Here is a 14590-nt window from a genome sequence, read left to right as displayed (position 1 = left end):
ATCCATCTTCTCGTCGGTCTTCGGTCCTTGCAGTGCAGCCATAGACCGCAGCGCCGGCTGGTGGGCTATGCCGCGGAAGAAGTCAGCGGGCTCCTGCCTTCGGCCGGCGGCGTCACGGCCGAGGCCCTCACTTCACCACCTGTCTCACCGTCGGCCATAGCGCCCGGCTGGAGGTGCTCGTGTGAAGGGAAGCAGTGTGGCTGTGGCCGGTGCCGCGACCCGCCTCAGCGGGGGGCTGGGCTGCGCCTTCGAGGTCGGAGCGGATCGTGCACGGGACGTAGATGCGCCCGGCGGAGCGCGCGCCGGGCACGAGGTACGACCAGTTGCCTGAGCGTCGGCTGGCCCGGGTGGAGTGGGCGAGGTGCCGCTGGTGATCCGCCGACTGGGGCCGACACCGGCCAGTGGAGAGGCGGGGAGCGCCGTCGTGCGGGGGCTGAAGCCGAGGGCGACAGGCGACGGCCCGAGGAGCGGGGACCGCTGGGGAAGGTTCGGGCAGCCGTGCTCGCACCGTTCAAGGAGCACAGGCGCCTCACTGCCGCTGGTGCCGCGGGGTGGCTGGCGGGATGGGTGGAATTGGCAGCGCCGGACAGGAGACTGGGCAGGCGGCTGCCGGCGCGAAGTCGGCGCCGGAGTGCGGCACACCCAAGGAGGAGGACGTGCAGCTAGATACTAAGCTCTCACGCGAAGTCAACATCGGTCATTCGGAGAGGTGGGCCTCGCTGCTGGTAGGGTCGCTTCTACTCGTGTACGGGTTCGCCCGCTCCTTCAGGGGGCTGGTGTGGCTCGTGCTCGGCGGCGCTCTCTTCTACCGCGGCCTCAGTGGCCATAGCTACCTGTACCATGCCCTGGGGCTAGATGCCGGAGGGCGCCGGGCGACCTGGGCGTGGCCTGGAGGCCCGGGCATCCGGGTAGAAGAGAGCATCGTGGTGAGACGACCGGTGGAGGAGGTCTACCGGTTCTGGCGCAACCTGGAGAACCTGCCCCGGGTCATGGGCCACGTGGTGTCGGTGACGCCCATGGGCGAGAGGCGATCGCGCTGGGTGGTGCGGGCCCCCGGACCCGTCCGGGCCACGGTGGAGTGGGAGGGCGAGATCGTCGAGGAGCGCGAGAATGAGCTCATCACGTGGCGCTCCTATCCCGGGTCGCAGGTTGACGTAGCGGGGTCGGTATTCTTCCGGCCCACTCCGGCCGGCGACGGCACCGAGATACGGGTGATGCTGGCCTACAGCCCGCCGGGCGGCGCCGTGGGCACGGCGGTGGGTCGGCTGCTCAACCCAATGACCGCGGACGAGATCCGCGCCGACCTGCGTCAGTTCCGGGACCGTCTGGAAGCGGGCGAGGTGCTGATGGGCGGGGCCACGGAAGGCGAGGGCATGTGCGCCGAGGGGTAATCGCCGGTGCCGGTGGCGACGCCCTCGGAGGGAAGCTCCTGGGAGGAATGATGACTGAAGGCAAGAGCGGAGCGAAGCGCAGAGGACCGCGAGCGCAGGCTTCCGATGGGGTAAGGTCCGACACAAGGACGACGCCGAGCCAGGCCGAAGGCGATCGTCAGACGGTGGAGGTGGGCATTTGCCTCCACGAGGCGAGGGAGGCGCAGGTGAGCGGCGCTGAGTGTGCCCCGCCTGAGAGCGAGGAAGGGCCTCAGGAATCGCAGCTGCCCAGCCAGGCTGAGGGAAGCCGGGAGACGGTGGAAGAGGACCTGAGGCAGAAGGGCGCGGCGGGCTGAACCAGGCTCAGGGCTCGGGCAGAAGTGCCGGACCGGCCCTGGCCCGGCAGCTCGGGCAGCAGCGGCAGTGTCCCTGCTACACAGGGGGACGAGCCGCCGGCATCATCAGGCGTTGGAACGCTTTGGAGGAGTAGCGTGGAAAGACGCGTATTGGGACGGACGGGAGAGTGGCTTTCAGTGGTCGGCTTCGGCGGCATCGTGGTCCGGAACGAGACCCCCGACGCGGCCTCGGCATACGTCAGGGAGGCCATCGAACGGGGCATCAACTACTTCGACGTGGCGCCATCCTACGGCAACGCGGAGGAGCGGCTGGGCCCGGCCCTGGAACCCTACCGAGATCAGGTCTTCCTGGCCTGCAAGACGGAGAAGCGGGATCGGGAGGCCGCGGCAGCCGAGCTGAGCGCATCGCTAGAGCGGCTACGGACCGATCACTTCGACCTGTACCAGTTCCACGCCGTGCGGAAGTTGGAGGAAGTGGAAGGGATTCTGGGGCCCGGGGGGGCGATGGAGGCCTTTCTGGAGGCACGCCGGAGGGGTCTGATCCGGTACATCGGCTTCTCCGCTCACTCCGAAGAGGCTGCCGTGGCCATGATGGACCAGTTCGACTTCGACAGCGTTCTCTTTCCTCTCAGCTGGGTAGCCTGGTACCGCGGGGGCTTCGGGCCCCGGGTGGTGGAGAAGGCTCAGGAGAGGGGGGTCGGCCTGCTGGCCCTCAAGGCCCTGGCCAAGCGCAAGCTGGAGGAAGGGGAGGACCGTCCCTGGGCCAAGAGCTGGTACGGCCCGGTGGAGAGCTACCAGGAGGCCCTGTGGGGCCTCCGATTCACCCTCTCTCTTCCGGTGACCGCTGCGGTAAGCCCGGGGCACGCCGAGTTGCTGTGGTGGATGGCGGATGCGGCGGAGGAGTTCGAGCCGTTGTCGGACGAAGAGCAGGCGAAGCTGGCGGAGATGGCCAAGGGCCTCACCCCCATCTTCCCCCAGGTATATGCCTAGGGGCTGGCCAGAGCAGGGGGCCCGGCCTGCAGGGAGCCCCTGCTGCCTGGTGGGCACCGCCGTGGCGCGGTCAGAGGTCCCGGTCCGGGACGTAGCCGTAGTACTGCTGCACTCGGCGTTCGTTCTCCAGGTCGGACCAGCGGGCGCGCTCGTAGCCCGGAGCCTCCCTGATCTGGGCCCGTGTGGCGCGGAAGAACACGTCAGAGCTGGACCAGCGGATGCTCTCCAGGGCGGCGACCGGGATCATGACTTCGCCACCGCGCTGCCACTCGGTGGTATCTACGATGAGGTACTGGATGGCCCAGTTCTGGTCGTCAATGAGGAAGCTGGCGACGCGGCCGATCTTGCCATCGCTGGCCTGGGCGCTGTAACCGGCGACCTCCTTGGTGCTCCGCAGAACTGGCTGCTCCTCCTCCGCCGCCGGCTCCGGTTCCGGATGCTCCCGGGCGTGTCCCAGCTCCGGCGGTTGCGCGGCCACCGGAGGCGCGGGGTACCTGGTGATCCCGCTGGCGCCGAGAGGCGCTCCCAAAGGGTAGCCGACCCAGTAAGGGAGCCAGCCGTAATGAGAGCGGAGCTCGGTCTCCTGTTCCCTGGAGATAGGGCTGTGGGTGTCTATGTCCGGAGCGTTCTCGATCTGAGCCTGAGTCAGGTTGGCGAAGAGCTTCCGCTCCTCCCACATCGGGTGGGTGATGGGCTCTACTGCTTCGGTGCCTACCAGGATCTGCCGGCCTGTGAGCCACGTTCCGGTGTCGACTACCAGGTAACGCACCGCCAGGTCGCGGTCGGTGAACAAGAAATCGGACACCCGGCCCGCATCGGCGCCGGTGATGCGAAGGGTGAACCCATAGAGGTCGTCAACGTTACGTAACATGTCTCGTATCCTCCCAAACGATTCTCACCTAACGTCGAAGGCGCCCACGTTAGCGCTCTGGCGTCGGTATACGCCGGCCAGGCCCCGCTGTCAAGGGTGGACGGGAGCGACGCGGTGAAGCTGGTGTTCCTGGGCACGAGAGGGTACATCGAGCCGCGCACGCAGCGGCATTTCCGCCACAGCACCACGCTCGTGCAGTACCGGGGTGCATCCATCGCCCTCGACTGCGGCGAGGACTGGTTGGGGCTGGTGGACGACTGGCGCGTGGAGGCCATCTTCGTCACCCACGCTCACCCTGATCACGCCTGGGGCCTGAAGAACGGGGCGCCTTGCCCGGTGTACGCCACCTCCCACTCCTGGGAAGTGATGCGCTCATTCTCGGTGATGGATGGGCGCACCGTCGAGCCGCGCCGGCCGATCGAGATAGGGCGAATCAAGGTGGAGGCGTTCCCGGTGGTGCACTCGACCCGGGCACCGGCGGTGGGCTACCGCATCGGCGCGGGGAGGGTCACGATCTTCTACGTGCCGGACGTGGTGTACATAAATGACCGCGGTGAGGCGCTGGGAGGGGCAGACCTCTACGTGGGGGACGGGGCTACCATTGTCCGGTCCATGGTGCGCAAGCCGGGAGAGGAGCTGATCGGGCACACGCCCATCCGCACTCAGCTGACCTGGTGTCAGAAGGAAGGTGTGCCGCGGGCCATCTTCACCCACTGCGGCTCGGCCATCGTGGCGGGCGACCGCCAGGCGGTGGAGGACAAGGTACGCGCTCTGGCACAGGAGCGTGGGGTCCGGGCGGAGATCGCCTTCGATGGCATGGAGGTAGTGCTGCGGTGATTCCATGGGATGGTGGCCTCGCTCTCGGCTCCAGCTGCCGCTTGAAGAGGGGTGGCCCGGCCGGCCCCTGGGGCGCTTTACAGCGGTGGAAGGGCGAGGTACAATCCCCCTCGTCGGTAGCCCGGCGTTTGGGCTACCACGTGTGAGCGGTCTTGTGTGCTTGACGTTAGCGGACGAGTTAGGAGGTTCGATGCAGTATGATGAGTTTGTGGGCAAGGTGCAGAACCGAGCCCGGCTTCCCTCTACCGGCGAGGCGGTGCGCGCCGTCCATGCCACCCTGGAGACCCTGGCACAGCGGCTTTTCGGGGGAGAGGCGGAGGATCTGGCAGCACAGCTCCCCCGAGAGATCGGCTCCTACCTGCGAGAGGCGGACAGAAGCCGCCAGGAGAGCTTCGGCCTGGACGAGTTCTACCGCCGGGTGGCGGAGCACGCCGGTCCCGGCCTCGACTATCCCGATGCCGTCTTCCGAGCTCGGGTGGTCATGTCGGTGCTGACCGAGGCCGTCTCCCCGGGGGAGATCCGCGACATGCGGGCCCAACTCCCTGCCGAGTTCAACCATCTCTTCCAGTTCGAGGACATCAGGGACCAGGCCTAGCCGCCTCCATCAGGCCCAGTCCAGGCCTCCAATGCCGTCTGCGCCACGGTCCGGCCCCAGCTGGCCGTACCTGCTTTGGGCATGGACTGGTCAGACGTGTGGCGCTGAAGTCACTCCGCAGCGGCGCGTAACGGCGCCCGGCCCAAGCCGAAGTTTGGCCTGCCCTCGGAAGGCCGGCAGGGCAGGGCTAGCACGGTGTTAGCTGGTCTATTGTAGTTAACGCAGGCGTATGAAATGGCACGTAAGCGATGGGCGCTCGTACTGGTAATCGCCCTCATGGCCGTGGCCTTGGTGGGACTGGTGGCGCAGGCACAGACGCCGACGCCGGCCCCGCAGGGCACACCTATGGCCACAGAGACGCCTGCGGCGGACACGACCCCGACTCCCATGGCCGAGGAGGCCCCTGCCGGCCCCCTGGGCTACAGCGTGGCCCCCGTGGCCACGCCAGGAGGAGACCTACCGGGCGATCCTCAGGTTCAGCTGGTGCTGGTCGCCGATGGGTTCTTCGACCCAGTGAACGTGCTCAACCCGTATGATGGGACCGGCAGGCTCTTCGTGGTGGAGCGTTCAGGCACTGTCAGGATCGTGCAGGATGGCCAGATCCTGGAGCAACCCTTCCTGGACCTCACCAGCAGCACCCTGAGCGCCTTCCTCGAGCAGGGAATGTACGACATCGAGTTCCACCCCGACTTTGCCAACAACGGTCTGTTCTATGTGCACTTCGCTGGGCTCCTCAGGAACGGCGACGGAATGATAGTGGAGTTCCGTGTCTCCGATGCTGACCCAGACGTGGCCAACATGAGCAGCGCCCGGGTGATCATGCAGATAGAGCAGCCCTGGGCCAACCACAACGGTGGCGAGCTGGCCTTCGGGCCGGACGGCTACCTCTACATCGGCAGCGGCGACGGCGGTTGGGCAGGCGACCCCTTCGAGGCCGGGCAGGACCTGAGCACTCTCTTGGGCAAGATCCTGCGCATAGACGTCAACCTCGAGGGTGGGTATCGCACCTACGACACCCCGGAGGAGAACCCCTTTGCGGATCAGATCCGACTGGTGGAGCTGTTTGGCATCCCGGAGAGGGTCTTCGCCGACATACGCACCGAGGCCAAGCCGGAGATCTGGGCCTACGGGCTGCGCAACTCCTGGAAGTCTCACTTCGACTCTGAGACCGGTGACCTCTATCACCCCGATGTAGGCCAGAATCACTGGGAGGAGATCAACTTCCAGCCGGCCGACAGCCCGAGTAGGGAGAACTACGGATGGGACTTCCTGATGGGCTCATACTGCTATCCCATCGAGGCCGAGTCTTGTCCCGCAGTGGGTGTGCTGCCCGTGGCCCAGTACAGCCACGATCTGGGCTGTGCGGTGATGGGTCTGGGTGTGTACCGCGGTGGTCAGATCCCTGACCTTGACGGCGTGCACCTGGTGGGTGACTGGTGCTCCGGGCGCCTGTGGGGCCTGGGGCGGGATGAGACCGGCGAGTGGCAGTTCCAGGAGTTGCTGCACACCGGAGTGCAGTTCACGGGTGGCAACGCGGCGGAGGATGGCAGCATCTACATGACCACCTGCAACTGCAGCTACGGCGGCCCTGGCCCGCTGGAGAACCCACCGGGTTCGGTGTGGCAGATAGTGGGTGCCGATCAGGTCCCCGAAGGGGCCCAGACGCCACCGCTGGCCGAGACTCGGTAATGGCCGCCTCGCCATCCCTGTCCGGGGTCAAAGCGCAGGTGCCGGTTGACAGTAGACCACGCAGGAAGACTTCCCTGGTCTTGCTGCGTGGGTGGCTGGCGGGCGGCAGCGTCCCTCTCGCTCCTGAAGGACGCCGATGCAGCGCCAACTCCAACCCTGCCTGGTTGGTGGCAATGGACTCTCGGCTCCTGATGAGGGCTTTCGGCAGCGTCACTGGCTACGAGCTGGGGGTGACGGAGCCGGCGTTTCTGGTGTACGCACCGCTTACATTTCGGTGGTGAGATCGAGGTCCAGGTGAACGCGACCTGGTTGTTGCAGTAGCGGCCCGACCGATGGGTGGCGGGCACTGAGGGGGTATGTAGTGCAAGGAGACGGGAGCTCGTACATCCGCTGGTTCGAGGACTTGAGCAGCGAGGACGTGGCCTCGGTGGGAGGGAAGAACGCCTCGCTGGGCGAGATGATCCGCTCACTGGGCGAGAAGGGGGTGCGCGTGCCCGGAGGTTTCGCCACCACCGCCCAGGCTTACTGGGCCTTCATCGAGGCGAACGGCATTGCCGCCAGGCTCCGGGAGGAGCTCGCCGGCTTGGAAAGCGGGGAGCAGACCCTGCAGGAGGCCGGCCGGGCCATCCGGCGCCTGTTCTGTCAAGGACGATTTCCGGAGGCGCTGGCCGAGGGGATCCGCTCCGCCTACCGGGAGCTATCGCGCCGGTTCGGCGTCCCGGAGGTGGACGTGGCCGTGCGCAGCAGCGCCACCGCCGAGGACCTGCCCGAGGCCAGCTTCGCTGGCCAGCAGGAGACCTTCCTCAACGTGCGGGGCGAAGAGGAGTTGCTGGACTCGTGTCGGAGTTGCTTCGCCTCCCTGTTCACCGATCGCGCCATTAGCTACCGCCAGGATCGGGGCTTCGACCACCTCTCCGTGGCCCTGTCGGTGGGGGTGCAGAAGATGGTGCGTTCCGACAAGGCGGGCGCCGGCGTGATGTTCACCCTGGACACGGAGAGCGGCTTCCCGGGTGTGGTGGTGATCAACGCCGCCTGGGGGCTGGGCGAGACGGTGGTCCAGGGGAGGGTGAACCCAGACGAGTACCAGGCGTTCAAGCCCCTGCTGGAGGATCGGGCCAAGAGGCCAATCATCGAGAAGCTGATGGGGGCCAAGGAACGCAAGATGGTGTACGCCACGGGCGGGACTCAGACCACCAAGGAGATGGAGACCACGGCCGGCGAGCGCCATTCGTTCGTATTGACGGATGATGAGATCCTCCAGCTGGCCCGGTGGGGCGTGGCCATCGAGGAGCACTACGGCCGTCCCATGGACATCGAGTGGGCCAAGGATGGTGACACCAACGAGCTGTTCATCGTGCAGGCCCGCCCCGAGACCGTCCAGTCGCAGCGGGAGGCGACGTCACTCAAGACATTCACCCTGTTGGAGACGGCCGAGCCCATCCTATCCGGGCTGGCTATCGGCCAGGCCATCGCGTCGGGCAGAGTGAACGTCATCGAGAGCCCGCAGGAGATGGGCCGATTCCAGGATGATGCCATCCTGGTGACGGGCATGACCGACCCCGACTGGGTGCCCATCATGCGACGGGCGGCCGGCATCATCACCGATCATGGCGGGCGCACCTCTCACGCCGCCATCGTGAGCCGGGAGCTGGGCATACCGGCCATCGTGGGCACGGGCCGGGCCACCAAGGTGCTCAAGGACGGCCAGGAGATCACGATGTCCTGTGCCGAGGGGGACGAGGGCCACGTCTACGAGGGCCTGCTGCAGTATGAGGCCACCGAGATAGACCTGAGCCAGATCGAGGAGGTGTCCACGCCCCTAATGATGAACATCGGCAGCCCGGCTGCCTCCTTCCGCTGGTGGCGCCTCCCTACGCGGGGTGTGGGCCTGGCGCGGATGGAGTTCGTCATCAACAACGCCATCAAGGTGCATCCTATGGCCCTGGTGGAGTTCGATCGGTTGCAGGATCGGGCCGCCCGGGCCGAGATCGAGCGGTTGACCGAGGGATACCGCTCCAGGACCGAGTACTTCGTCGAGCTGCTGGCGCTGGGCATCGCCAAGATCGCCGCCTCGCAATACCCGAACCCCGTCATCGTCCGCATGAGCGACTTCAAGACCAACGAGTACGCCAATCTGATCGGTGGACGCCAGTTCGAGCCCGAAGAGGCCAACCCCATGCTCGGGTTCAGGGGCGCATCGCGGTACTACAGCGATGCCTACCGGCCGGGATTCGCCCTGGAGTGCCGGGCGGTCAAGCGGGCTCGGGAGGAGATCGGGCTGGACAACGTGGTGGTGATGATACCCTTCTGTCGCACCCCCGAAGAGGCCGACAGGGTGCTGGAGGTGATGGCGGAGAACGGCCTGCGGCGGGGAGAGAACGGGCTCCAGGTCTACGTGATGGCCGAGGTGCCTTCCAACGTCACCCTGGCGGATCGCTTCTCGGAGCGGTTCGACGGCTTCTCCATCGGCAGCAATGATCTAACTCAGTTCGTGCTGGCAGTGGACCGGGATTCGGCGGCGCTGGCCCATCTCTTCGATGAGACGCACGAGGCGGTGAAGCGCACCATCAGCGAGCTGATTCGGGCGGCGCACGCGGCCGGCCGCAAGGTCAGCATCTGCGGGGAGGCGCCCAGCAATCACCCGGAGTTTGCCGTCTTCCTGGTGGAAGAGGGCATAGACTCCATCTCTCTGGAGCCAGACAGCGTGGTCCCGGTCATGATGGCGCTGGCGGAGCGCGGCCGCAGCCGGCGTCGCGAAGCGGCACGATGATCGGCGCGGCAGAGGCAGGTTAGGGCGCAAGAGCAACTCACCGACAGGCAATGGCGGAAGGAACCGGCCCCGGCGCCGGTGGTTGCTCGCCAGTGGGGCGATGAGTCGGTCCGCGAAGCCTTTATGGGCGATCGCTAGAAACGATGTGGAGGAAAGTCATGTACAGACGTGTATCGGCAATGGTGTTGGTCCTGGTCTTGGTATCTCTGGTTCTGGCGGCCGCAGTGCCCGCCCTAGCTCAGGCGCCGACGGGTGATGTCATCCGTCACATCACCGTGGTAGGAGGTGGCACCGCCAGCGTCACCCCGGACAGGGCCACCGCCAACCTCGGGGTGGAGACATCGGCCGCCGACGTGGAGGAGGCTGTCTCCGGTAACCAGGAGATCATGGACGCCGTGCTGCAGGCGCTGCAGGAAGCCGGGGTGCCGGAAGAGAACATCCGCACCACCGAGTACAGCATCTTCTTCGACGAGGGGATACGGGGGCCGGATCAGCCACCGCAGCCGACGTATCGAGTGTTCAACACGGTTCTGGTCACCATCGAGGACCTGGACGCCATCGGTGAGGTGCTGGATGCCGGCATCGGCGCCGGGGCCAACCGCATCTACGGCGTCAGCCTATCGGTGGAGGATCCGTCGGAAGCCAGGGCTCAGGCCCGCGAGGAAGCGGTGCAGGACGCGCGGCAGAGGGCTACGGCTCTGGCCGAGTTGCAGGGCGTGAGCGTGGGGCGCGTCATCAGCCTCAGCGAAGTGGTGACCGGTGGCGCCATCCCATTCGCTGCCGAGGCAGCCGGGGCAGCGCCGGGGGCCCAGGCCGGCCCCATAGCGCCGGGGCAGCTTGAGGTCTCAGTCTCGCTCCAGGTCACGTTCGAGCTGGTGCCGGCCGAGGGCGAGGAAGCTCCGGCGGACGCCGAACCGCCGGCAGAGCCGCTTCGGTACGTGCTGGTGGTGGGCGAGGGGGTGGCCACTGCCGCTCCCGACCGGGCCAACGCCACCCTCGGGGTAGAGACTGCCGCGGCGGACATCCAGGAAGCCGTGGCCCAGAACCAAGAGACGATGGGCCAGATCATGATGGCTTTGGAGGAGGCGGGCGTCGCTTCTGAAGACATGCGCACCTCCAGCTACAGCATCTTCTTCGACGAGGGCTTCCGCGGTATGGGCATGGAGACGGAGCCGGTGTACCGGGTGTCCAACATGCTGGACGTGACCATCAGGGACCTGGACCGGGTGGCGGAGGTGCTGGACGCGGCGGTGCAGGCCGGGGCCAACCGCATCTGGGGTGTAGGCTTGACCCGCGGCGACTGGTCCGAGGGCGAAGTCGAGGCCCGCGAGGAGGCCATCGCGGACGCCCGGGCGAAGGCCGAGGACCTGGCGGACCTGGCTGGCGTCCAGATAGGCCAGATTCTGAGCATTAGCGAGGTGGTCACCGGCGCCCCCGGAGCCTTATTCGGGGTGGAGAAGGCGCTCGGGCTGGGTGGCGGGGCCGGCCCCATCGTCCCCGGCCAACTGGAATTCCGCACGAACGTACAGGTGGTCTACGCCATCGAATAGCCTCTCGAACCCGCGCCTCGCAGACCCCGGGCGACTGCGGCCCGGGGTCTGCCTGCGTCTCCGAACGCCGGCGAGAGGTCGTCCGGTGGCAAGGCCGGCAGCGGGGCGTAAAGGATTGACGAAGCGACCTGTGCCCCATAGGCTGGCAGTGACTGGCGTCAGGAACCGAAGGCGCCCACGGGTAAGGAGGGGGGGCATGTGGAAGGAGTTCAAGGCATTCATCGCTCGGGGTAACGCATTCGACTTGGCCGTAGGAATCATACTTGGCGCCGCCTTCGGTTCCATCGTGAACTCCCTAGTGAACGACATCATCATGCCGCCCATCGGGCTTCTGCTCGGCAGGGTGGACTTCTCCAACCTGTTCCTCAACCTCTCGGGGCAGCCCTACGCCAGCCTGGCAGAGGCGCAAGCGGCCGGAGCGCCGACCATCAACTACGGTGTCTTCGTCAACACCGTAATCAACTTCCTGATCGTTGCTCTCGTGATCTTCCTGCTGGTCAGGCAGGTGAACCGACTCCGGGCCACGCCGCCGGCCACTCCTACTACCAAGGAGTGTCCCTACTGCCTCACTGTGGTGCCCATCAATGCTGTCCGCTGCCCGGCCTGCACCAGTCAGTTGGAGGCGGGAGCGGTAGGAGCTGCCCGGTAGCGGAAGCGTGTGCTGATGCCCGCGGTGTCTGTCTCGCGGAGACGCACAGGTCCCCGGGAAGCGCCTCGGGCCCGACCATGAGCAGTCGGGCCCGGACGGGGCAAAGCCCATCGTTTGGCGGGCTCAGAGCTTGCCTGAGCAGAGCGAGGGGGTAGGCTCTTCGTGGGCTGCGGTCTCTCATAGCCGGCGCTCCAAGGCGGCTGCGAGCGCCAGACGACGGCACCCTGGTAGGCTGAGGTCTTCCTTCCGAGGGATCCGCGCCCCCCAGGCGGGGTGGTGCTTGGGACAGGGACGGGTGCTGCCGTGGCCCTTTCGCGCGTGGGCGCGCGGACTCCTCGGGGGCTGCGGGGCCCCGGCGGCAGCAGAGGAGGCTCAGGCGGGCTCGGCCTGCTATGGCCTCTCTGTCCCTACGGGGTGGGCGCGCGGACGGGCCCGGCTCTGCCGACCCTGAGCTCCATACGGCCGCGCGTTGACCGCGGAGGGCGGCTGTCGTATACTGAGTTGAGAGCGGGGTGTGGCGCAGACGGCTAGCGCGCAGCGTTTGGGACGCTGAAGTCGGAGGTTCGAGTCCTCTCACCCCGACCTCTGCGGCGCCGCGGTGATGGTTACCGACGGAGTTGCCGTCCGGTGCGGGCGTGGCGTACGTTCCGATGGTGGGGCAAGCCGGCCGCCCGGGTCACGCGGGAGTAGCTCAGTGGTAGAGCTCCTGCCTTCCAAGCAGGTTGTCGCGGGTTCGAGTCCCGTCTCCCGCTCACGAGGCCGGGGCTCTGCACAGAACAGAGCCCCGGTTCTTTGGTGGTTGTAGCTCTGCTGGCCAAGGCTCCAGGTGTCAGCGCCTCTGCCCGACCGATGCGTCGCGGTCCGCTCTCTGCCGCAAGAGGCGGGCGGTCTGCGGCAACTGCGCCGCCTGGCTCATGCCTTCCCGCATGATGTGGCGAGCTCCTTCCCCATCGCGCGACCCCACCATGGCCAGTAAGCCGGTCTGCAATCAGGGCCCCGCCTCCGGCGCCCCCGGAACGTCATGCGTCCTCTCCCGCATCTCTTGCAGCATGCTCGGCAAGGGCGCCAGCATCAGCTCGAAGCATTGGGTCTGTGTGGCGTGCGCCAGTAACGGATGGGAGTCGAGATGGGCCCGGTTGAGCGTAGTCCGATGCCGGTATTTGGCCAGCTCCCCTAGGAGAGCTCTGATGATGTCCAGGTCTCTTCGGTGGCCCGCCCCTCGGCACCAAGGGCACCGGTCGCCGGTCGCCCGAGGCGGCGCGCCTCGTCGGCCTCGTCAGGCGCCTGGCTGGCGCTCTGAGGCCGGCACGCCCCCGATGCACCAGTTCTCCCTGGGCACGTCCTCGAAGACCACCTGTGTGGCCTCGGCCGGAATGCCCAGGCGCTTCATGGCCTCGGTGATGTCCCGCGCTACTTGGTTCTTCTCCTCGCACGTGCGCCCTGCCCACCAGCTGACTCTGACCATCGGCATCTGCGCCCCTCCCGAAGTACTGCCCAAATTGTAGCAGGGGCTCGGCGAGGCGTCATGCCGGCACGGGATGACGCCCACTGGATCGGGCCTGCAGAAGCCCGAAGGCATCTGGTCCCTCCAGGCGAGACGCCAGTGCCTGCCTTGTTGTCCTCTCCTCAAGCTGCGATAATGGCCGGACCAGCGAAGCCGGGCCCGGCTTCGAGCACAGACATCCGTGTAGCCCAGACGGAGGAGAGTGATGGAACGAAGCTCCCTAGAGAGCCTGGCACGCTGCCACGAAGACACCGAGATCTGGTACGACTCGTCCCCCCTCATCTACCGCGCCTGGCGTGAAGGCTTCCTGGCGCGGCAGGCGGCCGGCGACGGGCCCGACCTTTCCAGCGCCCTACAGGCTCTCTACGACCCGGACCATCCTGCCGCCGGCTATCTCCGGGGCAGCACCACCAACCAACCGTTGGCCCTGCAGGCGCTCCAGGAGAGGTGGCCGGAGTTCGAGCAGTGGATCGCGGGGGCCACCCGGAGTCACCCAGAGTGGTCGCCGCAGCAGGTGGCCTGGGAGACGTTCAAGGAGGTAGCCCGACGGGGGGCGGAGATGCTCTTCCCCATCTTCGAGACGTCGGGCAAGCGCTATGGCTACATCTGCGCCCAGGTGGACCCCCGCCTCAGTCGCGATACCAATGCCATGGTGGAGCAGGCGGTGGAGCTGAACTCCATCAGCCCCAACATCATGGTCAAGATGCCGGGCACGGACGCCGGCATCAAGGGTGTGCGCCAACTGGCGGCCCGCGGCGTGCCCACTAACCTCACCCTGGCCTACACCGTCTCTCAGCTGGTGGCCCTGGCGGAGGCGGCGGACGCCGGCAAGCGAGAGGCGGAGGCTAGGGGGGTGGACCTCTCCGCCTGGCGATCTTGCGCTACCATGATGCTAGGCCGATTTGAGGATCACCCCGCCGTCAAGGAGCAGGCGGCCGCAGCCGGAGTGGAACTGAGCGAGACCGACCTGCGCTGGGCTGGAGTGGCTGTGTTCAAGAAGGCCTACCGGCTATACCGGGACCGAGGCTACAGCACCAAGATGCTCGCTGCCTCCATGCGGGTGGGGCCTAAGGAGGGGGGCAAGACTCGCATCTGGCATCTGGAGAAGTTCGCCGGTGGGAACGTAGTTCTCACCATCTTCCCCAACATCATCGAGGAGTTCCTCCTGGCCTACCGGGGCGAGGAGATCGCTCCTCACATAGACGAGCCGGTGCCCGATGAGGTGATCAAGAAGCTGCGGCGGGTCCCCTACTTCCGACAGGCCTACGATGAGGATGGACAGACGCCGGAGGAGTATGACTCCTACCCGCCCCTGGTGGCCACCGCCGACGGGTTCACCAAGGCCATGACCGACTTCGAGGCCCGTGTTGTCGCGGCGGTGGAGAAGGTCAGGGCGTAGGGGTCACGCC

At 66.9% G+C, this 14590-nt stretch carries 13 protein-coding genes and 2 tRNA genes; 12 read left to right on the top strand and 3 right to left on the bottom strand.

Annotated features, from left to right (window positions below):
• Nucleotides 1-656 precede the first annotated feature (656 nt).
• From HPY83_11905 to HPY83_11895, 3 genes are all read left to right on the top strand, one after another.
• Entirely contained in the window at nt 657-1391 is a 735-nt protein-coding gene (locus HPY83_11905; protein NPV08646.1) for a DUF2892 domain-containing protein, read from the top strand.
• 50 nt (nt 1392-1441) lie between these two features.
• The gene (locus HPY83_11900; protein NPV08645.1) at nt 1442-1726 is read left to right on the top strand and encodes a hypothetical protein; all 285 of its coding nucleotides are present in this window, start codon (nt 1442-1444) and stop codon (nt 1724-1726) included.
• A 135-nt stretch (nt 1727-1861) separates the two neighbouring features.
• Nucleotides 1862-2716, top strand: a complete 855-nt coding sequence (locus tag HPY83_11895) for an aldo/keto reductase (protein ID NPV08644.1) — start codon at nt 1862-1864, stop codon at nt 2714-2716.
• Between the two features lie 70 nt (nt 2717-2786).
• Here the strand turns inward: HPY83_11895 and HPY83_11890 are convergent, their stop codons facing one another.
• Nucleotides 2787-3587 carry a hypothetical protein gene (locus HPY83_11890; GenBank protein NPV08643.1) on the bottom strand — a complete coding sequence of 267 codons (801 nt, stop codon included), beginning with the start codon at nt 3585-3587 and terminating at the stop codon, nt 2787-2789.
• Between the two features lie 114 nt (nt 3588-3701).
• Between HPY83_11890 and HPY83_11885 the strand changes: the two genes are divergently transcribed.
• From HPY83_11885 to HPY83_11850, 8 genes are all read left to right on the top strand, one after another.
• Nucleotides 3702-4424, top strand: a complete 723-nt coding sequence (locus HPY83_11885; protein ID NPV08642.1) for an MBL fold metallo-hydrolase — start codon at nt 3702-3704, stop codon at nt 4422-4424.
• 190 nt (nt 4425-4614) lie between these two features.
• Nucleotides 4615-5019, top strand: coding sequence for a DUF2267 domain-containing protein (locus HPY83_11880; protein ID NPV08641.1), 405 nt, complete (start codon nt 4615-4617; stop codon nt 5017-5019).
• A gap of 387 nt (nt 5020-5406) precedes the next feature.
• Nucleotides 5407-6708, top strand: coding sequence for a hypothetical protein (locus HPY83_11875; GenBank protein ID NPV08640.1), 1302 nt, complete (start codon nt 5407-5409; stop codon nt 6706-6708).
• Nucleotides 6709-7069: 361 nt separating this feature from the next.
• Nucleotides 7070-9478 (top strand): phosphoenolpyruvate synthase, encoded by a 2409-nt coding sequence (gene ppsA / locus HPY83_11870; GenBank protein NPV08639.1) that lies wholly within the window; start codon nt 7070-7072, stop codon nt 9476-9478.
• Nucleotides 9479-9636: 158 nt separating this feature from the next.
• Nucleotides 9637-11028: an SIMPL domain-containing protein gene (locus tag HPY83_11865; GenBank protein ID NPV08638.1), complete on the top strand. Its 1392-nt coding sequence runs from the start codon at nt 9637-9639 to the stop codon at nt 11026-11028.
• Nucleotides 11029-11224: 196 nt separating this feature from the next.
• Nucleotides 11225-11677, top strand: a complete 453-nt coding sequence (gene mscL / locus HPY83_11860; protein NPV08637.1) for a large conductance mechanosensitive channel protein MscL — start codon at nt 11225-11227, stop codon at nt 11675-11677.
• Between the two features lie 508 nt (nt 11678-12185).
• Nucleotides 12186-12259, top strand: a tRNA-Pro gene (locus HPY83_11855).
• Nucleotides 12260-12357: 98 nt separating this feature from the next.
• A tRNA-Gly gene (locus HPY83_11850) sits at nt 12358-12429 on the top strand.
• Nucleotides 12430-12506: 77 nt separating this feature from the next.
• Here the strand turns inward: HPY83_11850 and HPY83_11845 are convergent.
• Together HPY83_11845 and HPY83_11840 are read right to left on the bottom strand one after the other, a co-directional pair.
• Nucleotides 12507-12665 (bottom strand): hypothetical protein, encoded by a 159-nt coding sequence (locus HPY83_11845; protein NPV08636.1) that lies wholly within the window; start codon nt 12663-12665, stop codon nt 12507-12509.
• A 288-nt stretch (nt 12666-12953) separates the two neighbouring features.
• Entirely contained in the window at nt 12954-13148 is a 195-nt protein-coding gene (locus tag HPY83_11840; protein NPV08635.1) for a 4-oxalocrotonate tautomerase family protein, read from the bottom strand.
• 238 nt (nt 13149-13386) lie between these two features.
• Here HPY83_11840 and HPY83_11835 point away from each other — a divergent pair, with 238 nt between their 5' ends.
• Nucleotides 13387-14580: a transaldolase gene (locus HPY83_11835; GenBank protein ID NPV08634.1), complete on the top strand. Its 1194-nt coding sequence runs from the start codon at nt 13387-13389 to the stop codon at nt 14578-14580.
• Nucleotides 14581-14590: the final 10 nt, after the last annotated feature.

The sequence above is a fragment of the Anaerolineae bacterium genome (assembly GCA_013178015.1).
GTDB lineage: Bacteria > Chloroflexota > Anaerolineae > DRVO01 > DRVO01 > Ch71.
The sequence above is the reverse complement of the archived record's forward strand: the minus strand, read 5'-3'. Positions and strand labels throughout refer to the sequence as shown.